This is a genomic window from Streptomyces sp. NPDC059010 (assembly GCF_042740355.1).
Classification (GTDB): Bacteria; Actinomycetota; Actinomycetes; order Streptomycetales; family Streptomycetaceae; genus Streptomyces.
On sequence record NZ_JBHYJA010000016.1, the window covers coordinates 143688 to 166870 of the forward strand.

A 23183-nucleotide genomic window follows, 5' to 3' on the forward strand; every position below is an offset into this window, starting at 1 on the left:
CATCGACCGACACACCCCCTCTCAGTCTCATAAACCCATAAAGACACCAACACACCTAGTGAGTCATGTTTAGACGAACTACTCATCAAACCCCCCCCCCCCCCCCACTCACGCCCCTGTAACAGGTGACCCCGTCACTGGTCCCTGTACATCTCCGCGACGAGGAACGCCAGGTCGAGCGACTGACTGCGGTTGAGCCGCGGGTCGCAGGCCGTCTCGTAACGCTGGTGCAGATCGTCGACGAAGATCTCGTCGCCGCCGCCCACGCACTCGGTGACGTCGTCGCCGGTGAGCTCCACGTGGATGCCGCCCGGGTGGGTGCCCAGCGACTTGTGGACCTCGAAGAAGCCCTTGACCTCGTCGAGCACATCGTCGAAGCGGCGGGTCTTGTGACCGGAGGCCGCCTCGAAGGTGTTGCCGTGCATCGGGTCGGTCACCCAGGCCACGGTGGCGCCGGAGGCGGTGACCTTCTCGACCAGCTCGGGGAGCTTGTCCCGGATCTTGTCGGCGCCCATACGGACGATGAAGGTCAGCCGGCCCGGCTCACGCTCCGGGTCCAGGCGGTCGATGTACTGCAGCGCCTCCTCGGCCGTCGTCGTCGGGCCGAGCTTGATGCCGATCGGGTTGCGGATCTTCGAGGCGAACTCGATGTGCGCGCCGTCCAGCTGCCGGGTGCGCTCACCGATCCACACCATGTGCCCGGAGACGTCGTACAGCTGGCCGGTGCGGGAGTCGACGCGGGTCAGCGCGGACTCGTAGTCGAGCAGCAGCGCCTCGTGCGAGGAGAAGAACTCGACCGTCTTGAACTCCTCCGGGTCGGTCCCGCAGGCGTGCATGAAGTTCAGCGCGTTGTCGATCTCGCGCGCGAGCTGCTCGTAGCGCTGGCCGGACGGGGACGACTTCACGAAGTCCTGGTTCCAGGCGTGCACCTGGCGCAGGTCGGCGTAGCCGCCGGTGGTGAAGGCGCGCACCAGGTTGAGCGTGGACGCGGACGCGTTGTACATCCGCTTCAGGCGCTCGGGGTCCGGGATGCGGGCGGCCTCGGTGAAGTCGAAGCCGTTGACGGAGTCGCCGCGGTAGGTCGGCAGGGTCACCCCGTCGCGGGTCTCGGTCGGCTTGGAGCGCGGCTTGGAGTACTGGCCGGCGATCCGGCCGACCTTGACGACCGGCACCGAGGCGGCGTACGTCAGCACGGCGCCCATCTGGAGCAGGGTCTTGAGCTTGTTGCGGATGTGGTCGGCGGACACGGCGTCGAAGGCCTCGGCGCAGTCGCCGCCCTGGAGGAGGAACGCCTCTCCCTTGGCGACGGCCGCCATCCGGGCGCGCAGCTGGTCGCACTCGCCCGCGAAGACGAGCGGCGGATACGACTCCAGCTCCGCAACGACTGCGCGCAGAGCCTCGGTGTCGGGGTACTCGGGCTGCTGCGCCGCGGGCAGATCTCGCCAGGTGTTGCCAGCGCTCGCGCTGGTCTTAGCGTTCACGGTCACGCCTCAACATTACGGGGTCGTGTCGGGCGTCCTGCCCCATGCCCAGCAATTGAGACACGGAGTACACGACCCGGACACCGCCCTTGGGGTAAGGTGCCTCGCATGTTCGCGCACTCGACCCAGATCCAGAACTGGTGGTGGACCGCTCATCCGGCGGCCCACTGACTGCGCGTACGAAAGACTTCGCGAAGGCCGCCCGAGGGGCGGCCTTCGGCGTTTCCCGGGGTCCGTTCCTCCCAGCGACAAGGAAACGGACCCATGCGTCTGCTCGACCTGCTCGACGATCCCCGCCCGTTCGCCCTCCTGCGACGCCGCACCCCGGGCCATGACCAGGAGACGGTCGAGGTCCTGATCGGCCCGGTCGCCGCCTGCGACCGCCTCGCCGACCTCCCCGACGAGGGCCTGGCGCTGGTCCCCTTCCGGCAGATCCGTGAGCGCGGCTTCGACGTCCGCGACGACGGCACGCCGCTGACGGTGCTGACCCCCGAGGAGTCGTACGAGATCCCGCTCGCCGACGCCCTGGACCAGCTTCCGTCCCACGAGGTGCGCGTCGAGGGAGGTGGATTCGATGTGGCCGACGAGGAGTACGCGGAGATCGTCGGACGCGTGCTGCGGGAGGAGATCGGGCGGGGCGAGGGCGCGAACTTCGTGATCCGGCGGACATATGAGGGGCAGATCCCGGGGTTCGGCCGGGCCGACGCGCTCGCGCTGTTCCGGCGGCTTCTTGAGGGCGAGCGGGGCGCCTACTGGACGTTCGTCGTGCACACCGGGGAGCGGACGCTGGTCGGGGCGAGCCCCGAGGTGCATGTGCGGATGTCGGGCGGCACCGTCGTCATGAACCCGATCAGCGGGACGTACCGCTATCCCGCGGAGGGGCCCACTCCCGAGCACCTGCTCGACTTCCTCGCCGACGGCAAGGAGATCGAGGAGCTGTCGATGGTCGTCGACGAGGAGCTCAAGATGATGTGCACCGTCGGCGACATGGGCGGGGTCGTGGTCGGGCCGCGGCTGAAGGAGATGGCGCACCTCGCGCACACCGAGTACGAGCTGCGCGGGAAGTCCTCGCTGGATGTGCGGGAGGTCCTGAAGGAGACCATGTTCGCGGCCACCGTGACCGGGTCGCCCGTGCAGAACGCGTGCCGGGTGATCGAGCGGCACGAGGTCGGCGGGCGCGGGTACTACGCGGGTGCGCTCGCCCTGATCGGCCGGGACTCCGGCGGCGCCCAGACCCTCGACTCCCCCATCCTCATCCGCACCGCCGACATCGACGCGGACGGCGGGCTGCGGGTGCCGGTCGGCGCCACGCTGGTGCGCGGGTCGGACCCGGCGAGCGAGGTCGCCGAGACCCATGCGAAGGCGGCGGGTGTGCTGGCCGCCCTGGGCGTACGGCCGTCCCGGCCGCGTGCGGAGCAGCACGCGCGCGTACCTCTCGCCGACGACCCACGCGTGCGTGCCGCGCTCGACGGGCGCCGGGCCTCCCTGGCGCCGTTCTGGCTGCGGATGCAGGAAGCCCCCAGGAAGGGCGCGGAGCTCACCGGACACGCCCTGGTCGTCGACGGCGAGGACACCTTCACGGCGATGCTGGCGCATGTGCTGCGGTCGAGCGGGCTTGAGGTGACCGTCCGGCGCTACGACGAGGACGGGCTGCGGGAGGCGGTGCTCGCGCACGAGGGACCGGTCGTGCTGGGCCCCGGCCCCGGTGATCCCTCCGACCTCACCGACCCCAAGATGCGCTTCCTGCGCGACCTCACCGCCGAGGTCCTGCGCGGCCACCGGCACGGCGTGCTCGGCGTCTGCCTCGGCCATGAGCTGGTCGCGGCCGAGCTGGGGCTGGAGATCGTACGGAAGGAAGTGCCCTACCAAGGCGCCCAGACGACGATCGACCTGTTCGGGCTGCCGGAGACGGTCGGCTTCTACAACAGCTTCGTGGCGCGCTGCGACGACGAGGCGTCCGCCGAGCTGGCCGAGCACGGCATCGAGGTCAGCCGGTCCGGCAACGGGGAGGTGCACGCCGTACGCGGACCGGGCTTTGCCGGCGTCCAGTTCCATCCCGAGTCGATCCTCACCCTGAACGGCGCCGCGGTCGTACGCGATCTGGTGGGTCAGCTGCGCGGCACGAGCACGTTCTCGGAGCGGCGGCCCGCCTTGTAGTCGAGGACGTTCTTCAGCGTGGCCTCGACGATCTGGCCGACGGCTTCCCGGGTGTAGTACGCCTGGTGCGAGGTGACCAGGACGTTCGGGAAGGTGACGAGGCGGGCCAGGGTGTCGTCCTCGATGGCCTGGAGGGACTTGTCGAGGAAGAACAGGCCCGCCTCCGCCTCGTACACATCGAGGCCGACGCCCGTGAAGCGGCCCTCGCGCAGCTCGGCGACGAGGGCCGCGGAGTCGATGAGGCCGCCCCGGCTGGAGTTGATCAGGATCGCGTCGTCCTTCATGGCCTTGAGCGCACCGGCGTCGATCAGGTTCCGGGTCTCCGGCAGCAGCGGGACGTGCAGGCTGACCAGGTCGGACTCGGCGAGGAGCTGGTCCTTGGGGACGTAGCGCATGCCGAGCTGCACACAGACGGGGTTCTCGGCGATGTCCCAGCCGAGCAGGTTCATGCCGAAGCCGTGGGCGATGCGGGCGAAGGCCTCGCCGATCTTGCCGGTGCCGAGGACGCCCACGGTGCGGCCGTGCAGGTCGCGGCCCATCAGGCCGTCGAGGCGGAAGTCGAAGTCACGCGTGCGCGTGGAGGCGCGCACGACACGGCGGTTGACCGCCATGGCGAGGGTCCAGGCGAACTCGGCCACGGAGTACGGCGAGTAGTACGAGACCCGGGCGACCGTCATGGCGAGGCGCTCGGCGACCTGGAGGTCGATGTTGTTGAAGCCGGTGGAGCGCTGGGCGACCATCTGGGTGCCGCCGGCCGCGAGGGTCTGCAGGACGCGGTGGCCGAGGTCGCAGTTGACGCTGGTGCAGACGACCTCGTAGCCGGTGGCGATCGGGGCGGTGTCCTCGTTGAGGAAGACGTCCAGGCAGCGCACCTCGTGGTGGCCCTGGAAGGCCCGCTCGACCAGGGGCTTCTCGTCCGCCTGCACGCCGAAGGCCAGGATCTCCAAGACTGCTCCCTTTTCGTAGGGTTATGGGCCGAATATACGGCCCACAACCCCGTGCCGCCGGAAGGAAAGCGGCCATCGAAAGGACCGTCGAACGGGTCAGCCGAAGAAGACCCCGACCTCCTCGTACAGCTTCGGATCGACCGTCTTCAGCTTGGCCGTCGCCTCCGCGATCGGGACGCGGACGATGTCCGTGCCGCGCAGCGCGACCATCTTGCCGAAGTCCCCGTCGCGGACCGCCTCGATGGCGTGCAGCCCGAAGCGGGTGGCGAGCCAGCGGTCGAAGGCGCTCGGAGTACCGCCGCGCTGGATGTGCCCGAGAACCGTCGTACGGGCCTCCTTCCCCGTCCGCCTCTCGATCTCCTTGGCCAGCCACTCGCCGACGCCGGAGAGCCGGACGTGCCCGAAGGAGTCCAGCGACTCGTCCTTCAGCACCATGTCGCCGTCCTTGGGCATGGCGCCCTCGGCGACGACCACGATCGGGGCGTACGACGCCTTGAATCGGGAGGTGATCCAGGCGCAGACCTTGTCGACGTCGAAGCGCTGCTCGGGGATGAGGATGACGTTGGCGCCGCCGGCGAGCCCGGAGTGGATGGCGATCCAGCCGGCGTGACGGCCCATCACCTCGCAGACGAGGACCCGCATATGGGATTCGGCGGTGGTGTGCAGCCGGTCGATGGCCTCGGTCGCGATGCCTACGGCGGTGTCGAAACCGAAGGTGTAGTCGGTGGCGGACAGGTCGTTGTCGATGGTCTTCGGCACGCCGACACAGGGCACGCCGTACTCGTCGGAGAGCCGGGCGGCGACGCCGAGGGTGTCCTCGCCGCCGATGGCGATGAGCGCCTCGACCTCCTGCTTGGCGAGGTTCTCCTTGATGCGCCGGATGCCGTCCTCCTGCTTCAGGGGGTTGGTGCGCGAGGAGCCGAGGATGGTGCCGCCGCGGGGCAGGATGCCGCGCACGGCGGGGATGTCGAGACGAACGGTGTCGTTCTCCAGTGGACCCCGCCAGCCGTCCCGGAAGCCGACGAAGTCATAGCCGTATTCCTGTACGCCCTTGCGGACGACGGCCCGGATGACGGCGTTGAGACCGGGGCAGTCGCCGCCTCCGGTCAGTACTCCGACCCGCATGGAAATGTCCCTTCGCCGCGGTTGCCTGGTGAGGCCACGCTAATGGTGAGCCAGGTCACAACGGGATGGGTCGGAACGGCAATTCCGGTGAATGGCCGGGTGTTCGGTTTACGCGCCGTCAAGGAGACGGCGGAGGGATCACTCGCCGACAAGACGGCGAGGCGGCGCGTCACTCGTCGTCGAGGCCACGCTCGATCGCGTAGCGCACCAGCTCCACGCGGTTGTGCAGCTGAAGCTTGCCGAGCGTGTTCTGCACGTGGTTCTGGACCGTGCGGTGGGAGATGACCAGGCGTTCGGCGATCTGCTTGTAGCTCAGGCCCTTGGCGACGAGCCGCAGCACCTCCGTCTCACGGTCGGTGAGCTGCGGGGCCCCCGGCTGGTCGGCGTCGGAGGCGGCGGGTACCGGCTCGGAGGCGAGGCGGCGGTACTCGCCGAGGACCAGTCCGGCCAGGCCCGGCGTGAACACCGGGTCGCCGACGGCCGTACGGCGCACCGCGTCCAGCAGCTCTTCCGTGGACGCCGACTTCAGCAGATAGCCGGTGGCGCCTGACTTCACGGCTTCGAGTACGTCGGCGTGCTCGCCGCTCGCGGACAGGACGAGGACGCGCAGCGCCGGGTTGTGGGCCACCAGCTCCTTGCAGACCTGGACGCCGGGCTTGGCGGGCAGGTTGAGGTCGAGCACCAGGACGTCGGGGGCGGCGGCCTTCGCGCGGCGTACGGCCTGGTCGCCGTCGCCCGCGGTGGCGACCACGTCGAAGCCGGACTCGCCGAGGTCACGGGCGACCGCGTCGCGCCACATCGGGTGGTCGTCGACCACCATGACCTTGATCGGGCCCTGCCGTCCGCTCGCGGTGTCCGTCATCGCTGCTCCGCCTTCCCCCGTGAAGCGCTGCTGTCCTTCGGTACCTTCAGTTCCACCTCGGTGCCCTGCCCCGGCACCGAGATCAGCTCGGCGGAGCCGCCGAGGTCCCGCAGCCGCCCCCGGATCGACAGGGCGACGCCGAGCCGCCCCTCGCCCTCGGCCTGCGCGAGCCGGCCCTCGGGAATGCCGGGTCCGTCGTCCCGCACGGTGACGATCACCTCGCCGGGCTCGTCCTCGACGAGGATCCACGCACGCGCGTGCTCCCCCGCATGCCGACGCACATTGTCCAGGGCCGCCCCCACGGCCGCGGCCAGCTCCCGCGCGGCTACCGGCGCCACGGGCACCGGAGCACCGGGCTCGGCGAGACTGACCTTCGAGCCGGCGTACGGGGCGAGCAGCGCGCGGAGATCGACGGGGCCGTCGGAGTCGTCCGGCTCGTCCACGGCCCGTACGACGGCGCCCTCGGCGGCCTCCTGCGACACCCGCGGCACGGGCACGAGGCCGCCCGAGACCAGCGTGCGCAGCGCCACCTCCTGCTCACCGGCCATCCGGCCCAGCTCGGCCGCCTCGCCGCCGATGACGGCACCGCGCCGCTGCACCATCGCCAGCACCTGGAGCACGCTGTCGTGGATGTCCCGGGCGAGCCGCTCCCGCTCACGGGTCGCCGCCTCGATCTCCAGGGCGCGGGCGAGGGTGCGCTCGGAGGCGCGGGCGACCTCCACGACGTAGCCGATGGCGATGGAGGCGATCCAGACGAGCAGCACCATGTGGACGGTGTCGCGGGTGGGCACGCCGGAGCGGTGGACCAGGTTGGCGGCGGCGACCAGCGTGGAGGCGAACGCGGCCCAGCGCCAACCGCCCTTGATGGCGAAGGCGAGCACGGCGCCCGCCGTCCATATCGACGGCAGGGTCGGGGCGCCTGCGTCGATCCGCTCGTGCGTCTCGGCGAGGCGGGTGAGCAGGATGCCGGCCAGGGCGATGGTGAGGTCCGCGGTGAGGAAGCGCTTGGTGCAGCTCGCCGCGTTCGCGACGCAGGGCAGGGTGGCCAGCGTCCACACGGCCAGGACGGCGAGGTAGGCGATGGACACCCAGGGGCGGGCGACCTCGTGGTAGGCGCTGATGAAGAGCCCGATGGCGTACACCATGGTCAGCACTCGGTAGCCGGCGAGCGCGCGCCACAGCGGCTGCTCGACGGACATCCTCATGACCCGCTCACGCTCGGCCATGCCCCCACCCCCCTGTTCGGGAAACCCAGGCCCAGACTGCCCGGCCTAGGCCCCGGACCGCTCGTCGTCCGCCTTCTTCGTCTTCTTCGTCTGTTCCTTGTCGGCCTTCGCCGCCTCCGCGATCTGCCGCTTGGCGGCGGTCGCGTACATGTCGACGTACTCCTGGCCGGAGAGCTTCATGATCTCGTACATGACCTCGTCGGTCACCGCGCGGAGCACGAACCGGTCGTGCTCCATGCCCTGGTACCGGCTGAAGTCCAGGGGCTTGCCGATCCGGATGCCCGGCCGCATGAGCTTGGGCATGACCTTCCCCGGCGGCTGGATCTTCTCCGTGTCGATCATGGCGACCGGGATGACCGGCGCCCCGGTGGCGAGCGCCACGCGCGCGAGGCCGCCGGGCTTGCCCCGGTAGAGCCGGCCGTCGGGCGAGCGCGTGCCCTCCGGGTAGATCCCGAACAGCTCGCCGCGCTCCAGGACGTCTATGCCGCTCTTGATGGCCGCCTCGCCCGCGCCGCGCGCCCCGGAGCGGTCCACCGGCAGCTGGCCGACGCCCTTGAAGAACGCCGCCGTCAGCCGGCCCTTGACGCCCGGGGTGGTGAAGTATTCGGCCTTCGCGATGAAGGTCACCTTGCGGTCGAGGACCGCGGGCAGGAAGAACGAGTCGGAGAAGGAGAGGTGGTTGCTGGCGAGGATCGCGGCACCCTCGGCGGGAACGTTCTCCAGGCCTTCCACCCAGGGCCTGAAGGCGACCTTGAGCGGTCCCCCGATGGCCACCTTCATAGCGCCGTACAACAACCTCGTGCCTCCTGTGTCTGTCGATCAGACCTTAACCCGGAGCACTGTCAAAGAGTTCGACGGCCCTGGTCGGTGTCAGTGCGGTCGCGTACGGTGAAGCACACCTGGCTGTATCGATCCCTTTACCGATCCCTTTCACGAACAGGAGACCGTAAGGTGCCGGTCCTTCCTGGAGCCGAGCCGTACCGCCACGAGGGCGGGGAGGTCGGGGTCCTCCTCTGCCATGGCTTCACCGGTTCCCCCCAGTCGCTGCGCCCCTGGGCCGAGTCTCTCGCCGAGCGCGGGCTCACCGTCTCGCTGCCGCTGCTGCCGGGGCACGGCACCCGCTGGGAGGACATGGCACTCACCGGCTGGCAGGACTGGTACGCCGAGGTGGACCGCGCCCTGCGCATCCTGCGCGACCGCTGCGAGCGGGTCTTCGTGGCCGGCCTGTCCATGGGCGGCGCCCTCGCCCTGCGGCTCGCCGCGAAGCACGGGGAGGACGTGGCCGGCGTACTGGTCGTCAACCCGGCGAACAAGGTGCACGGCCTGTCCGCGTACACCCTTCCGGTGTCCCGCCACTTGGTCCGTACGACGAAGGGGATCGCCAGCGACATCGCGAAGGAGGGCGCCGTCGAGCTCGGGTACGACCGGGTGCCGCTGCACGCGGCCCACTCCCTGCGGAACTTCCTCCGCCTGGTCGACGGTGAGCTGCCGCAGGTCACCCAGCCGCTGCTGCTTCTGCGCAGCGCGCGGGACCACGTCGTGCCACCGGCGGACTCGGCCCGGATCCTGAGCAGGGTGTCGTCCACGGACGTAACGGAGATCGTGCTGGAACAGAGCTGCCATGTGGCGACGTTGGACCATGACGCGGACCGGATCTTCAAGGAGAGCCTCGGCTTCATCGACCGGCTCGCAACCGGCGTGGGCAAGGAAGGGACGACCACAGGTGGCTGAGCACGACTCCGACCGCGAGAGGCGCGAGGACCGCGATGATCGCGAGCCGGAAGAGCAGCACGTGCCGTTCGACGAGGACGCCGCCTGGGCCGCGATCGTCGCCGGGTACGGCGACGAGCCGCCGGACCCGCCGGGCGCGAAGCCGTTCAAGTCGGTGGAAGACCTGGCGCTGCTGGAGTCCGGCACCAACGACGGGACGGACGACGAGACAGGCGGCGAGACGGACGACCGGCCCGGCGGCCCGAAGGCCGGGCAGCGGGAGAAGAGCGAGCAGGCCGACAAGGTAGACCGGGCCGACAAGGCCGGGGAGCCCAAGGAGGACGAGCCGGTCAGGCCGCTGGGCAGCTCCATCGCCTTCGCCCCCGGCGTCGGCCCGCGTGACTACAGCGCGCCCGAGCCGTCCGAGGACGACTTCGACGGTGACGACGAGGGCCACTTCGTACCGCCGGAGCCGCCGCCGCTGCCCGCCGCCGACGCGACCGCGAAGTTCGCCTGGCTCGGGGTGATCGGCGGGCCGGTCCTGCTGCTGCTCGCCGTCGTGTTCAGCTGGGACATGACCTGGTGGCTGGCCACGCTGGGCATCGGCGGGTTCCTGGGCGGGTTCGCCACGCTGGTGATGCGGATGAAGACGGACGACGAGGACGACGACGATCCCGGCCGGGGTGCCGTCGTCTGACCTACTGAGCTGCGGGAAGCCTGAGGGCGGCCAGGACCGGAAGGTGGTCCGTGGCCGCCCTCAGGTCTGTCTGCGTCACACCGGGCTGGCCGAGGGGGACACCGCAGCCGAGCACCTCGATGCCCTCGGTGGCGAAGATCGCGTCGATACGGCGGTGGGGCTCGTCCTGGATCCAGGTGTGCTCGCCGCCCCAGGGGACGGTGGCCCGGCAGTCCTGGAGGTGACCGGCGAGGCGCTGGAAAGTCGGGCCGGTGGGGCGCTCGTTGAGGTCGCCGCCCGCGATGGCGTGCGGGGTGTCGAGGCCGGCGAGGCGGTCCAGCAGCATGCCGCCCTGCTCGTGGCGCTCGTGTTTCTCCAGGGAGAGATGGCAGCTCAGTACGCCGATGCGGGCGCCGCCGAAGTGGACCACCGCGGTGGCGAAACCGCGTCGGTGGAGGCCGGGGGTGAGCGGGAGGAGTACATCCTCGGTGCGCTCGACGGTGGCACGGAGGTTGCAGAGGATCGCGGGGCCGGCCGCGGTGGCGCCGCCGGTGAGGGTGACGAGGTTCGCTGCGCGGGCCAGGCGGGCGAGTTTCTTGCGCCAGCGGAAGAAACGGGGGGCTTCCTGGATGAGGACCAGGTCGGGGTCGCAGGCGCTGATGATGCGGGCGAGGGCGGCTGTGTCGTCGCGCATCGAGCGGATGTTGTAGCTCAGGACGCGGATGGTGGCCGAACCGTCGGGCTCTGTGAGGGAGTTCGGGAGGAACGCCATGTGGATCAATCTACGCCCAACGGGGAGGGGCGCAGGGTGTGTGCGCGACTGCCGGTTCGTTGTGGCTGGTCGCGCAGTTCCCCGCGCCCCTGAGGGACATGCAGTCACCGCGCCCCGAGAAGTGGCCGCTACATGATCGGGTCGGGCTCCCGGGCCAGGTCCGCGGCACCGACCAACCCCGCCTTGTTGCCGAGCTGGGCCGCGATGACGTCGGCGACCGGGCGCCAGTTGCCGCCCACCAGCCAGCGCTTGTAGGACTTGCGGATCGGGTCGAGGACGAGTTCGCCCTCGTCGGAGAGGCCGCCGCCGACGATGAAGGCGGAGGGGTCGAAGAGGGAGGCGAGGTCGGCGAGGCCGGCGCCGGCCCAGCGGGCGAGTTCGCGGTAGGAGTCGACGGCGACCGGGTCGCCCTGGCGGGCGGCCATGGAGATGTGCTTGCCCTCGATGCCCTCGGGGCTGCCGTCGCCCATGCCGAGCAGGATCTCGGCGTTCTCGGGGGTGGCGTTGGCGCGCTGCTTGGCGTATCTGACGAGGGCGCGCCCGGAGGCGTACTGCTCCCAGCAGCCCTGGCTGCCGCAGCCGCACAGCAGGCCGTCCGGCACCATACGGATGTGGCCGAACTCGGCGGCGACGCCGTAGTGGCCGCGGCGCAGCTTGTTGCCGATGATGATGCCGCCGCCGAGGCCGGTGCCGAGGGTGATGCAGATGACGTTGCGGTGGCCCTTGCCCGCGCCGAACTTGTACTCGCCCCAGGCGGCGGCGTTGGCGTCGTTCTCCACGACGACCGGGAGACCCACGCGGGCCTCGACCTTCTGCTTCAGAGGCTCGTTGCGCCAGTCGATGTTGGGGGCGAAGTAGACCTCCGCGCGCTGCCGGTTGACGTATCCGGCGGCACCGATGCCCACGCCGACGATCTCGTGCCCGGCGCGCGCGCCCTCCACCGCGGTGGCGATGGCGTCCACGATTCCCTCGGGCGTGCCCGGGGTCGGCACCTTGTGGGTCGAGAGGATGTTGCCTTCCTCATCGACCACGCCGGCCGCGATCTTCGTGCCGCCGATATCGACGCCGATGGTGAGTCCCATGAATCCCTCAGTTTCGGTCGAGCCCCGCTACGGCCAACCGTACCCGAGGCCCCGTTGCCGGGTTCGCGTCGTCCGGCGGGCGGACAGGGCCTCCGGGAGGGAGTCGTACCGCGTTCAGTCCAGGTCGATGCGCTCTCCGGGGCCTGCGTCGTCGCCCCGGTCCCGCCGCTCGTCCAGGTCGTGATCGCCGCTGTCCCCGGTGGTCCAGCGCCGCTCCTGGTTCTGCACCGCGGAGCGGTACGCGGCGAGAATCTCGTTGCCGGCGGCGGCCAGGTGGTCGAAGACGTCCGGGTTGCGCTCGATGACGGGCTCGACGGCGGCCTTGGCCTGCTCCACGACCTGCTTGACCACCTGCTGGGCGGCCGGTCCGGCGACCGCGCCGAGCAGCGGGGACTGGATGGTCGAGAGCTTGTCCGCGACGGCGTCGACGAGCTTGCGCAGTTCCTCGGCGGCCGAGCCCGGCGGCGGGCCGTACTGGGTGCGGCGGCGGGCCTTCTCCGCCGCGAGGTCCTCGGCGCACGCCGTCGCCCAGGCGTCGGCGTCGGTCGCCCGTACCTCGTCGTCGGCCTGCCGGTCAGTGGCGTCGGACGGGGGGAGCTCTTCGCTCATGACGGACTCCTGACTACGGTTCGTCTCTACGACGTTACCCGAACGGCCGTGCCTGCTTCACCGGGTCCTCGGCCAGAGATCCGGATCCGGCGCGAACCGGATCCGCAGCTCGCCGTCGCGCAGTGCGGCGCCGTCCACGGCGCATCGGCGCAGGGCGGACGGCAGCGGCACGATACGCCGGAACTGCCCCGCGGTGAGGACGAGTTCGTCGCCGCGCCGGATGAGGTCGAGCTCGTCCCGTACCGCCCCGGGCAGGGGGATGTGCCAGACGAGGACGCCGTCCTCGGCGAGCCGGTCGGTGACGGGCCACTCGACGGTGGACGACGTGCCGTTGACGGCGGGCACGGCGAGGGCGGCGAGATCGTCGGCGCCGCGGGGGTCCCGCCCGAGATGGGCGACGTGGCGGACGTCGTACGCCTCCTCCCACGCCTCGACGGCCTTGCGCTGCTGGGCGACGGGCCCGGCGAGCCAGCTCCCGGCCGCCGCCTCGGTCTCCGGCAGGACCCGGTTGGCGATCAGCAGGTCGGGGCGCAGACCGCGCAGGGCGAGGGCGAGTCCGGCGGCACGCACGGCGTCGGCGCCGCCGGGGCCGGGTTCGGCGACGAGCCGTACGACGGTCTCCTTGTCGGCGACGACGGCCGCCACGGCGGCGAGCTCGACGTCCCAGCGGGTCGCGGTCTCGTACAGCCACTCCGCGGGCATCGGAACCCCGGCGAGCCGCCCCAGGACGGGCCGCAGCGCCCGCGCGGCCTGCCGTTCGGGCGGCAGCAGCCGACGCAGATAGCGGCGCAGCTCCTCGGGGAGGGACAGCAGGGCGAGCGCCTGCGGGGTGGCCGGCAGGTCGACGACGAGCAGTTCGTGCGCCTCGGCCAGCGCGGCATCCCGCAGCGCCCGCAGGAGCGCGAGCTCCTCGGCACCGGGGAGCGGAGTGACCTCCTCCGGGTCGAGCCGGGAGGCGCCGAGAAGCTCAAGCGCGGAGGCGGCACGCTCCTGGAAGGCGGCGAGATCGTCCCGGAACCCGGTGGCGGCGTCGGGCCGCCAGGCGGTGAGGTTCGGGGCGACGGGGACGGGGGCGGCACCGGTCCTCGTGCCGAGCGCCGCGCCCAGGGTGTCGGTGCGGTCGGCGCTGAGGACGAGGGTGCGGGTGCCACCACTCGCCGCCGTCAGCGCGGTGGCGGCGGCGACGGTGGTACGGCCGCTGCCGCCGGGGCCCGTGATCAGGATGGTGCGCATGGGGGTGAACGGTAACGGACGCCGAAGTTCGGCCCGGTTGGCAGGTACCCGGCGCGGGCGCTGGGCGGACAGGCCCTACTTGCCCGACTCCACCCGCTTCTTCAGGCCCGCCAGCGCCCGGTCGATGATGACCTTCTCGGCCTTCCGCTTGATCATCCCCAGCATCGGGATCTTGACGTCGACCGTCAGCCGGTAGGTGACCTCGGTGGCACCCGCCCCGGCCGGCTTGAGGAGGTACGTGCCGTCGAGCGAGCGCAGCATCTGGGACTTCACCAGCGTCCAGGACACCTCGTTCTCGCCGGTCCAGGTGTACCCCAGCACCTGGTCGTCCTTGATCGCGCCGGCGTCCATGACGAGACGGACCTGCTCGGCGCGGCCCTCGGCGTCGGTCTTGAGCACCTCCGCCTCCTTCACCTCACCGGTCCAGTCCGGGTAACGGGCGAAGTCGGCGATCACCCCCATGACGTCGGCCGGTGCCGCCTCGATCGTGATGCTCGAACTGGTGTGTTCCGCCATCGCCGGGGCTCCTCCAGATGCGGGCCGCTAAGAAGTCGTGATGCGCACGCGTGTGCAGCGTGAAGGCTACCGCGCGCCCGACCGGCCGAGTTCACCCCCACCTGCGCCGTCGTCGCGAAACCGCCCACCGGACCCCCGCCGGACCCCCACCAGCCCCTCGGCCGGAACCCCTCAGGAGCCCTGACCGGCCCCGGACCCGCTCACCATTCCAGCGCCCATGGCTTCCCGGATCCCGCGAAGTGCCCCACGTTCACGCACTCCGTCGCGCCGATCCGCATCCGCCGGACCAGCGGCTGATGGACATGACCGAAAAGGGAGTAGCGAGGGCGAGTACGGCGAATCGCCTCCAGCAGCGCCCGGCTCCCCCGCTCGAAGCGCCGCGCCACCACGTCGTACACCAACTCCGGAACCTCCGGCGGAATGTGGGTGCACAGCACGTCCACCTCGCCGACGGCCTCGATCTTCGCCGCGTACTCCTCGTCGCTGATCTCGTAGGGGGTGCGCATCGGGGTGCGCAGGCCGCCGCCCACGAAGCCGAAGGTCCAGCCGCCGATCTCCACCCGCTCCCCGTCCAGCACCGTCGTCCCCGGCCCGGCGTACTCCGGCCACAGGGGCGGCATGTCGACATTGCCGTAGGTGGCGTACGTCGGGGTCGGGAGCGCCGCGAACATCTCGGCGTATTGCTTGCGCACCGCCTTCTCGATCACCGCGCGCCGATCCGAGCCGATCCCGGCCCACAGCAGCGCCCCGAACTCCCGCGCCTCCTCGAAGCGCCGGGCGGTGCGCAGCTCGACGATGCGGTCGGCGTTCTCCACGCCGAACAGGTCGGGGAAGATGCCGCGCGAGTGGTCGGCGTAGTCCAGGAAGAGCACCAGGTCGCCCAGGCAGATCAGGGCGTCGGCGCCCTCGCCGGCCCTGGCCAGGTCGCGGACGTTGCCGTGCACATCGCTGACCACATGGACGCGTGTCCTGCGGTTTCCCCTCGGTGTCGGTGCCATGGCGATCAAGGGTAGGCGTGTGCGGCATACGTGAACAGTGGCGGCGGGACCGATGGTTACTGGCCAGTCGTCAGACAGCTCGACTACTCTGCGCGCAGAAACACCAATCCGTGTGACGCAGCGAACATCTCGCCGGGACCCCCTGTCGAAGAAGCCATACCGGCGGGTAACGTCCGGTCGGTCCAGTCGTGCTCTGGATTTCAACATGTGAATCCAAGAGCACTTGCCCGAGCCTTGGACCGCACCGTCGCATCACACAACGTCGTGGCGCCGGCGCCCTATGAGGAGCAGCAGTCTTGCGCGAGTTCAGCCTTCCGGCTTTGTACGAGGTCCCTGCGGACGGCAATCTGACCGACATCGTCCGCAGAAACGCCGCGCAGCACCCGGACGTCGCCGTCATCGCCCGCAAGGTCGACGGTGTCTGGCAGGACGTGACGGCCACCGCCTTCCTCGCCGAGGTGCGCGCGGCCGCGAAGGGGCTCGTCGCCGCCGGGGTCCGGCCGGGCGACCGGGTCGGCCTGATGTCCCGCACCCGCTACGAGTGGACCCTGCTCGACTTCGCGATCTGGTCGGCGGGCGCGGTCACCGTGCCGGTGTACGAGACCAGCTCCCCGGAGCAGGTGCAGTGGATCCTCAGTGACTCTGGTGCCACCGCGGTGATCACGGAGCTGGACAACCACACGGCCGCCGTCGAGTCGGTGCGCGACCGGCTGCCCGCGCTGAAGCACGTCTGGCAGATCGAGGCCGGCGGTGTCGAGGAGCTGGGCCGGCTGGGCCAGGACATCAGCGACGCCACGGTCGAGGAGCGCAGCTCGCTGGCGAAGGCCGACGACCCGGCGACGATCGTGTACACGTCCGGCACCACCGGGCGCCCCAAGGGCTGTGTCCTCACCCACCGCAGCTTCTTCGCGGAGTGCGGGAACATCGTGGAGCGCCTGCGGCCGCTGTTCCGCACCGGTGAGTGCTCCGTGCTGCTCTTCCTGCCGCTGGCGCATGTCTTCGGCCGGCTGGTGCAGATCGCTCCGATGATGGCGCCGATCAAGCTGGGCACCGTCCCGGACATCAAGGACCTCACCGACGAGCTGGCCGCGTTCCGCCCGACGCTGATCCTGGGTGTGCCGCGCGTCTTCGAGAAGGTCTACAACTCGGCGCGCGCCAAGGCGCAGGCCGACGGCAAGGGCAAGATCTTCGACAAGGCGGCGGACACCGCGATCGCCTACAGCAAGGCGCTGGACACTCCGTCCGGTCCGTCGGTCGGCCTGAAGATCAAGCACAAGGTCTTCGACAAGCTGGTGTACAGCAAGCTGCGCGCGGTGCTCGGCGGCCGTGGCGAGTACGCCATCTCCGGCGGCGCCCCGCTGGGTGAGCGCCTCGGCCACTTCTTCCGCGGCATCGGCTTCACGGTCCTGGAGGGCTACGGCCTGACCGAGTCCTGTGCCGCCACCGCGTTCAACCCCTGGGACCGGCAGAAGATCGGCACGGTCGGTCAGCCGCTGCCGGGCTCGGTGGTGCGGATCGCGGACGACGGTGAGGTGCTGCTGCACGGCGAGCACCTGTTCAAGGAGTACTGGAACAACCCGGGCGCGACCGAGGAGGCGCTGGCCGACGGCTGGTTCCACACCGGTGACATCGGCACCCTCGACGAGGACGGCTACCTCAGGATCACCGGCCGCAAGAAGGAGATCATCGTCACCGCGGGCGGCAAGAACGTCGCGCCGGCCGTGATCGAGGACCGTATCCGGGCGCACGCACTGGTCGCGGAGTGCATGGTGGTGGGCGACGGGCGGCCGTTCGTGGGCGCGCTGGTCACCATCGACGAGGAGTTCCTGGGCCGTTGGGCCGCCGAGCACGGCAAGCCCGCGGATGCCACCGCGGCGTCGCTGGCCGGGGACGCGGACCTGGACGCTGCGATCCAGGCCGCGATCGACGACGGCAACGCCGCGGTGTCGAAGGCGGAATCGGTGCGGAAGTTCCGCATTCTGCCCTCCCAGTTCACGGAGGAGTCGGGCCATCTGACGCCGTCGCTGAAGCTCAAGCGCAACGTCGTGGCGAAGGACTTCGCGGACGAGATCGAGGCGATCTACCAGAAGTAGCCAGTCAAGCGGCTCGTACGACGACTATGGCGCGGTGTCCTCCACGAGGACCCGCGCCATCGTGCGTTCGGCGAGTGCGGTGATCGTCACGAACGGGTTCACCCCGATCGACCCGGGCACGAGCGAGCCGTCGGTGACGTAGAGCCGTGAATACCCCTTCACCCGGCCGTAGTTGTCGGTCGCCCGCCCCAGCACACAGCCGCCGAGCGGGTGGTAGGTGAAGTCGTCGGCGAAGACCTTGCTGCCGGAGCCGAACAGGTCGTACCGGTAGATCGTGGCGTTGGCCGCGTTGATCCGGTCGAACAGCTTCTTCGCCATGCCCACCGACACGGCACTCTGCGCGGCGCTCCACCCGAGCCGTACGGCCCCGCTTGCCGAGTCGTACGAGAACGACGCGCGCTCGGGGTTCTTGGTGATCGCCAGATAGAGGCTGACCCAGTGCTCCAGCCCCGTCGGCAGGGGCGCGATCTCGGCGAAGACGGGGTTGGCGGTGTTGGCCCAGTCGTCGATGCCCATGACCGGCATGGTCGACTGGTTGGCCCCGACGGTGTCCCACAGGTGGTTGGCCCGCCCGAGCATCACGTTGCCGTTGGTCCCCCACCCGGTGCCGACGCTGGCGTCCAGGGCGGGCAGGGTGCCCGACTCCCGGGCGCGGACGAGGAGTTCGGTCGTTCCGATGCTGCCGCCTCCGAGGAAGAGGTACCTGCAGCCGTACTCCTTGGTCTCCACGACGGTGCCGGTGTCGTCGATCCGGTCGGCGGTCAGGACGTACGTCCCGTCGGCGGCCCTGCTGATCGACCTCACCCGCTCCAGGGTGTGGATGGTGACGTTCCCGGTGCCGAGCGCGGAGGCGAGGTACGTCTTGTCGAGGGTGCGCTTGCCGTGGTTGTTGCCGTAGATGACCTCCTGGCCGAGCGCGGACCTGGTCGCCGTGCCGGCGGCCTCGCGCTGCATATGGTCGAAGTCGTAGACGTTGGGCACGAAGGTCGTCCTGAGGCCGGCGTTGGCGGCGTGCTTGCGGGAGATCCGCGTGAACCGGTACCACTCGGTCGACTCGAACCACGCGGGGTCGATGGTGTTGACGCCCAGCATGGAGCGGGCTCGCGGGAAGTACGTGCCGTACATCTCCGCGGTGTCCACGGTGGGGAACTGCTCGGCGAAGTAGGACTGGAGCGGGGTGACGGCCATGCCGCCGTTGACCAGGGAGCCGCCGCCGACGCCCCGGCCGACGTAGACGGACATGTCGGCGTAGCGGACCCGGTCCAGGACGCCCGGGTAGGGGCTGATGTCCTTGTTGACGACGTCCAGCCACAGGAAGGTGGCGAGCGGGGCCTCGGTGCGGGTGCGGAACCACATGGAGCGCCGGTCGGGGGCGGCGGTGGAGCAGAAGATCCTCCCGTCGGGGCCGGGGGTGTTCCAGAGGCGGCCCATCTCCAGGACGAGCGTGCGGATGCCTGCCTGGCCGAGGCGGAGGGCGGCTACGGCGCCGCCGTAGCCGGAGCCGATGACTATGGCGGGGGCGGATTCGACTGCGTCGGGCTCGGCGGACTGGGCCGACTTGAGGCCGATGCGGGTGAAGCCGAGGGTGGCGGCGGTTTGGAGGGCCGCCATTCCCAGGATTTGACGTCTTGTCAGCTGACGCTGCATCAGGTTTGATGTCATGTGCGCAGCATGGGCGGATTATTGGGTTCCGCCTAGTGGCTCCGCCGGTTGAACCGTGTGCCATCTGGGCTGCCGGGTAATCGTCGTTGGCGTCTGCGGGTTGTTGGTGGTTGATCGCGCAGTTCCCCGCGCCCCTGAGGGCGTTGTCCTACAGCAGCTTTTTCAAGTTCTCCGCCAGCAGGTCCCAGCGCCACTTCTCCTCGACCCATTCCCTGCCCCGCTCCCCCATCCTCCGGCGCAGCTCGGCGTCTCCCAGGAGTGTGACGATGCGGTCGGCGGCCTCCTCGGGGGAGCCGCCTCCCACCACCCACCCCGTCTCGCCGTCCAGTACGGCGTCCGGGGCGCCGCCCGAGTCACCCGCGACCACCGGCAGGCCCGTCGCCGACGCCTCCAGGTAGACGATGCCGAGGCCCTCCACGTCGAGCCCCCGCCGCCTCGTCCGGCACGGCATCGCGAAGACGTCGCCGGCGCCGTAGTGGGCGGGCAGCTCGGACCAGGGCACCGGGCCGGTGAAGCGGACCGAGTCGGCGACGCCCGTCTCGTGCGCCAGCCGCCGCAGGTCCTGCTCGTAGGGGCCGCCCCCGACGATCAGCAGCACGGTGTCCGGCTCGGCGGACAGGACGCGGGGCATGGCCTGGATCAGGGTGTCCTGGCCCTTGCGGCGGACCAGACGGGAGACGCAGACGACGACCGGCCGGTCCGTCAGCCCCAGCCGCGCCCGGACCTCGTCGCCCCCCGACCCGGGATGGAAGGTCTTCTCATCCACCCCCGGTGGCAGTTGCACCATCCGCGAGGCCGCCTGCGGGGTCAGGGCGGTGGCGATGCGTGAGCGCGTGTACTCGCCGAGGTAGGTGATCGTGTCCGTCGACTCGCCGATCCGGCGGAGCAGCTGCCGGGAGGCGGGCAGCTGGGCCCAGCCCGCCTCGTGGCCGTGGGTCGTGGCGACAAGGCGCCGGGCGCCCGCCTTGCGCAGTGCCGGGGCCATCAGGCCGAGCGGGGCCGCGGCACCGAACCAGACCGACGTGCAGCCGTGCTCGCGCAGCAGGCCCACCGCCCGCCGGGTCGCCCCGGGCGTCGGCAGCAGCATCGTCGTACGGTCCCGTACGACCGTGAAGGGCTGCTCGGCGTCGAAGGCGGCGGTGGCCTCGGTGCCCTCGTGGCCGCGCTTCCAGGTGGAGGCGTAGACGACCAGCCGCTCCGGGTCGAGGCGCAGCGCCATGTTGTGCAGGAAGGCCTGGATGCCGCCGGGGCGGGGCGGGAAGTCGTTGGTCACGATCAGGGTCTTGTGCATCGCCGCCGACTTTATCGAAGCCGCCGTTCACAGCCGGGGCTCGGCCACGCTTATGGCCTGCTCACAGCTGGACAGGACATCATGTCCATGAAGGCGGTGTGCGAACGGCAGGGGATCCGGTGGAGACGACGGGCGGGCGGCGGTCCCTGGCGTGGCTGCTGGGTGTCTGGGGTCTGACCAGAGCGGTACTGCTGCTCTTCGTGTTCAAGGTGTACGTCTTCCCCGGCCCGGACGTCACCAGCGACGTGTCGGTGATCTACCAGGCCTGGTACGAGGTGCTGCGCACCGGGACGTTCCCGCTGGACGACGTCACCTGGCAGTACCCGCCCGCCGCGGCCCTCCCGGTCCTCTCCCCCGGGCTGGTGTTCTGGCTGGACTACCCGTCGGCGTTCTTCGTCCTCTGTTTCGCCGCCGACCTCGCCGTCCTGCTGCTCCTGCTGTACGCCGGCCTGCGCCCGGGCCGCTCCCTGCGCGGGGCCTGGGTGTGGGTGGCGGGCGTACCGCTGCTCGGCCCGACCGTGTACGCCCGCTACGACGTGATGGTCACCGCCGTCGCCGTGGCCGCGCTGCTCGCGGGCGCCCGGCATCCCCGGCTGATGGGTGCGCTGACGGCCTTCGCGGCGATGCTGAAGGTGTGGCCGGTGCTGCTGCTGGTCGCGGCCCGCAGGCGCGCCGCCTGGGGCTGGGCCGCGCTGACCGCAGGCGTCCTGGCGGCGGGGTTCGCCCTCACCATGCCCGGCGCCTTCGCCTTCCTGACCTTCCAGCGCGACCGCGGCACCGAGGTGGAGTCGCTGGGCGCGCTGGTCTTCCATGTGGCCCGGCAGTACGGCTGGGACGGCCAGGTGCTGCTGAACTACGGCTCGGTGGAGTTCCTCGGCCCGTATGTCGACGTCGTCAGCACGGCCGCGCTGGTGCTGAGCGGGCTCGCCTTCGGCTGGCTGCTGCTGTGGCGGCTGCGGGCGAGGCGGTTCGGGTCGCACACGCTCGCGGACGCGGCCTTCGTGGCGGTGCTGATGTTCGTGACGACGAGCCGGGTGATCAGCCCGCAGTACATGGTGTGGCTGGTCGGTCTGGCGGCGGTGTGCCTGTGCTTCCGCGGCAGCCGGATGCGGCTCCCCGTCGCGCTCGTCCTGGCGGCGTGCTTCGTGACGGTCCTGGAGTTCCCGGTCTGGTTCGCGCACGTCGTCGCCAGCGACGCCCTCGGCGTCACCCTGCTGTCCCTGCGCAACGGCCTGCTGGTCCTCGCCACACTCCTCGCGGCCCGCGCACTCTGGCGCTCGACGGTGCCCCGCACCACCCCACTCCCCGTACCGGCTCAGACGACCCGCGCCAAGGAGACGTCGCTGCCCTCCTGACCCCGGGCCGTGCGCAGCGACACCAGCACCGCCGCGCACCGCACGCCCATGGAGTGCCTGCGGCACCGTGCCCCTAACAGGCCCTCTGGCCGTCAGCCGAGCTGAGCGCTCAGGTACTGCTGCCAGCGGGCCGTGAAGTCCTCCAGCGACGTCCCGAGTACGTCCTTCAGCGCGTCCTCGACCGCCCCGGCCCGCCGCTCGTGCGCGCCCACGGCCCGGTAGAACTCGACGAGTCTGACCTCGCCCCAGCGCTCCGCGATCATCCGGCAGGCCATCCACCCGCTCTCGTAGGCCCGGGCCAGCCTGCCCGAGTCGCCGGTGAAGCCGAAGTCCGCGTCGGACGGCAGCGTCTGCGGCGGCCGGCCCTCGCTCACCACACGTCCCAGTTCGGGCGCGACCTGGGACGGGGAGCGGCCGCTGCCGAGGTAGCCGACCCAGTCGGCATAGCCCTCGGAGAGCCACAGCGGGGTGGCGGCGGTGGTGTGGACGCGGGTGGCGACATGGGTGGTCTCGTGGGTCAGGACGACCTGCCTGCCGCTGCCGCCGAGCACACCGTACGCGTCGGGGTTGACGATGATCCGGTCCGCGGGCGCGCTCGCCGGGGCGCCGGTCTCGCCCGTGGTGACCGCGGCTATCCCGCGGTAGGCGGACTCGGGCGAGCCCAGCAGCCCCGCCATGTCGGCGAGGGAATCCGGGACGAGGACCACGATGTGCCGGGGCCAGTCCGTGCCCCACGCCTGTGACACCGCCGGTACCGCGTCGTCCGCCAGCTCCGCGTACGACCGCAGCTGCGCGGCGGACTGCCCGACGCCCAGCACGAGGCTGTGCTCACCGCGGGCGAGGCCCACCCTGCCCTGGTCCCACAGCTGCTCCGCGGAGCCCTTGGCGGGCCGCTCGGCCTCGATGTACCAGCCGCCCGACGCGTCCTGGCGCAGGCTCAGCGTGCGGCCGGCGCTGACGGGCGCCCGGTCGTAGCCCTGGACGCGATAGCGCAGTTCGGCCTCGGCGGTGGCGGTGTCGCCGGTGCGGCGCAGGGTGGTCAGGCGGTACGACCAGTCGGCGAGGGGCACCGCACGCAGGTTGCCGAACCAGTCCCGGGCGCCGGTGCGCAGGAACGCCGCCTGGTCGCGGTCGAGTATCGCCTCCGCCCGCCGGTCGAGGAGGCGCTGCACCTCGGCCTGCGTGCCGTCGGTTGCGGACCGCCCGCCGCAGCCCACCAGTGAGACGAGCAGCAGACAGAGCGTGACGACCATGCGCGCTCCGGACGCCCGCCTTCGACCAGCCATTTCCCGATCGTACGGCGACGCGGGCGCGAAGGTCAGACCCGCGTCGGGCCCCGGTGACCTTCGGTCCCACAGTCCCCGGGCCTTCGGTGCCTCAGTCCCTGG

The 23183-nt window shown here is 71.0% G+C and carries 21 protein-coding genes; 6 read left to right on the forward strand and 15 right to left on the reverse strand.

Annotated elements, in window-relative coordinates; all coding sequences use genetic code 11:
* Positions 1-134: 134 nt before the first annotated feature.
* Complete coding sequence (locus ACFWYS_RS19400) at positions 135-1487, reverse strand: class II 3-deoxy-7-phosphoheptulonate synthase (protein ID WP_384769996.1); 1353 nt, start codon at positions 1485-1487, stop codon at positions 135-137.
* A gap of 102 nt (positions 1488-1589) precedes the next feature.
* Here ACFWYS_RS19400 and ACFWYS_RS19405 point away from each other — a divergent pair, with 102 nt between their 5' ends.
* Both ACFWYS_RS19405 and ACFWYS_RS19410 read left to right on the forward strand, forming a co-directional pair.
* Positions 1590-1652, forward strand: a complete 63-nt coding sequence (locus ACFWYS_RS19405; RefSeq protein WP_384770181.1) for a trp operon leader peptide — start codon at positions 1590-1592, stop codon at positions 1650-1652.
* Between the two features lie 93 nt (positions 1653-1745).
* The gene (locus ACFWYS_RS19410) at positions 1746-3638 is read left to right on the forward strand and encodes an anthranilate synthase family protein (RefSeq protein WP_384769998.1); all 1893 of its coding nucleotides are present in this window, start codon (positions 1746-1748) and stop codon (positions 3636-3638) included.
* Here the strand turns inward: ACFWYS_RS19410 and ACFWYS_RS19415 are convergent.
* The 5 genes from ACFWYS_RS19415 to ACFWYS_RS19435 all read right to left on the reverse strand — a co-directional run bounded on the left by ACFWYS_RS19415 (position 3590) and on the right by ACFWYS_RS19435 (position 8578).
* Positions 3590-4585, reverse strand: a complete 996-nt coding sequence (locus ACFWYS_RS19415) for a 2-hydroxyacid dehydrogenase (protein WP_384770001.1) — start codon at positions 4583-4585, stop codon at positions 3590-3592. The two genes, ACFWYS_RS19410 and ACFWYS_RS19415, sit on opposite strands and share 49 nt — an antisense overlap.
* A gap of 96 nt (positions 4586-4681) precedes the next feature.
* Positions 4682-5710: a 6-phosphofructokinase gene (locus tag ACFWYS_RS19420; RefSeq protein ID WP_384770003.1), complete on the reverse strand. Its 1029-nt coding sequence runs from the start codon at positions 5708-5710 to the stop codon at positions 4682-4684.
* A 169-nt stretch (positions 5711-5879) separates the two neighbouring features.
* On the reverse strand, positions 5880-6572 hold the full coding sequence (locus ACFWYS_RS19425; protein WP_384770006.1) for a response regulator: 693 nt from the start codon (positions 6570-6572) through the stop codon (positions 5880-5882).
* Positions 6569-7798, reverse strand: a complete 1230-nt coding sequence (macS, locus tag ACFWYS_RS19430; protein WP_384770009.1) for a MacS family sensor histidine kinase — start codon at positions 7796-7798, stop codon at positions 6569-6571. The genes ACFWYS_RS19425 and macS overlap by 4 nt, the downstream gene beginning before the upstream one ends.
* A 45-nt stretch (positions 7799-7843) precedes the next feature.
* Complete coding sequence (locus ACFWYS_RS19435) at positions 7844-8578, reverse strand: lysophospholipid acyltransferase family protein (RefSeq protein ID WP_384770184.1); 735 nt, start codon at positions 8576-8578, stop codon at positions 7844-7846.
* 171 nt (positions 8579-8749) lie between these two features.
* Here ACFWYS_RS19435 and ACFWYS_RS19440 point away from each other — a divergent pair, with 171 nt between their 5' ends.
* Together ACFWYS_RS19440 and ACFWYS_RS19445 are read left to right on the forward strand one after the other, a co-directional pair.
* A complete protein-coding gene (locus tag ACFWYS_RS19440) occupies positions 8750-9529 on the forward strand; it encodes an alpha/beta hydrolase (protein ID WP_384770011.1) in 780 nt (259 codons plus the stop codon).
* Positions 9522-10205, forward strand: a complete 684-nt coding sequence (locus ACFWYS_RS19445) for a hypothetical protein (RefSeq protein WP_384770014.1) — start codon at positions 9522-9524, stop codon at positions 10203-10205. The genes ACFWYS_RS19440 and ACFWYS_RS19445 overlap by 8 nt, the downstream gene beginning before the upstream one ends.
* A 1-nt stretch (position 10206) precedes the next feature.
* On the opposite strand, the gene ACFWYS_RS19450 is transcribed toward ACFWYS_RS19445, so the two are convergent.
* From ACFWYS_RS19450 to ACFWYS_RS19475, 6 genes are all read right to left on the reverse strand, one after another.
* On the reverse strand, positions 10207-10956 hold the full coding sequence (locus tag ACFWYS_RS19450) for an endonuclease/exonuclease/phosphatase family protein (protein ID WP_384770017.1): 750 nt from the start codon (positions 10954-10956) through the stop codon (positions 10207-10209).
* Positions 10957-11084: 128 nt separating this feature from the next.
* The gene (locus tag ACFWYS_RS19455; protein WP_384770020.1) at positions 11085-12038 is read right to left on the reverse strand and encodes an ROK family glucokinase; all 954 of its coding nucleotides are present in this window, start codon (positions 12036-12038) and stop codon (positions 11085-11087) included.
* Between the two features lie 114 nt (positions 12039-12152).
* Positions 12153-12647: a DUF5304 domain-containing protein gene (locus tag ACFWYS_RS19460; protein WP_384770023.1), complete on the reverse strand. Its 495-nt coding sequence runs from the start codon at positions 12645-12647 to the stop codon at positions 12153-12155.
* Positions 12648-12704: 57 nt separating this feature from the next.
* Positions 12705-13880 carry an ArsA family ATPase gene (locus ACFWYS_RS19465; RefSeq protein ID WP_384770025.1) on the reverse strand — a complete coding sequence of 392 codons (1176 nt, stop codon included), beginning with the start codon at positions 13878-13880 and terminating at the stop codon, positions 12705-12707.
* A gap of 75 nt (positions 13881-13955) precedes the next feature.
* On the reverse strand, positions 13956-14396 hold the full coding sequence (locus ACFWYS_RS19470; RefSeq protein WP_384770028.1) for an SRPBCC family protein: 441 nt from the start codon (positions 14394-14396) through the stop codon (positions 13956-13958).
* A 200-nt stretch (positions 14397-14596) separates the two neighbouring features.
* The gene (locus ACFWYS_RS19475) at positions 14597-15394 is read right to left on the reverse strand and encodes a metallophosphoesterase (protein ID WP_384770031.1); all 798 of its coding nucleotides are present in this window, start codon (positions 15392-15394) and stop codon (positions 14597-14599) included.
* 296 nt (positions 15395-15690) lie between these two features.
* Between ACFWYS_RS19475 and ACFWYS_RS19480 the strand changes: the two genes are divergently transcribed.
* On the forward strand, positions 15691-17487 hold the full coding sequence (locus ACFWYS_RS19480) for an AMP-dependent synthetase/ligase (RefSeq protein ID WP_384770034.1): 1797 nt from the start codon (positions 15691-15693) through the stop codon (positions 17485-17487).
* A gap of 24 nt (positions 17488-17511) precedes the next feature.
* Here the strand turns inward: ACFWYS_RS19480 and ACFWYS_RS19485 are convergent, their stop codons facing one another.
* Positions 17512-19098 carry a GMC oxidoreductase gene (locus tag ACFWYS_RS19485; protein ID WP_384770037.1) on the reverse strand — a complete coding sequence of 529 codons (1587 nt, stop codon included), beginning with the start codon at positions 19096-19098 and terminating at the stop codon, positions 17512-17514.
* A 199-nt stretch (positions 19099-19297) separates the two neighbouring features.
* Positions 19298-20440 (reverse strand): glycosyltransferase family 4 protein, encoded by a 1143-nt coding sequence (locus ACFWYS_RS19490; RefSeq protein ID WP_384770040.1) that lies wholly within the window; start codon positions 20438-20440, stop codon positions 19298-19300.
* 119 nt (positions 20441-20559) lie between these two features.
* On the opposite strand from ACFWYS_RS19490, the gene ACFWYS_RS19495 reads away from it, so the two are divergent.
* Positions 20560-21795 carry a glycosyltransferase 87 family protein gene (locus ACFWYS_RS19495; RefSeq protein WP_384770043.1) on the forward strand — a complete coding sequence of 412 codons (1236 nt, stop codon included), beginning with the start codon at positions 20560-20562 and terminating at the stop codon, positions 21793-21795.
* A gap of 92 nt (positions 21796-21887) precedes the next feature.
* Here the strand turns inward: ACFWYS_RS19495 and ACFWYS_RS19500 are convergent, their stop codons facing one another.
* On the reverse strand, positions 21888-23081 hold the full coding sequence (locus tag ACFWYS_RS19500) for a hypothetical protein (RefSeq protein WP_384770046.1): 1194 nt from the start codon (positions 23079-23081) through the stop codon (positions 21888-21890).
* Between the last annotated feature and the right edge of the window lie 102 nt (positions 23082-23183).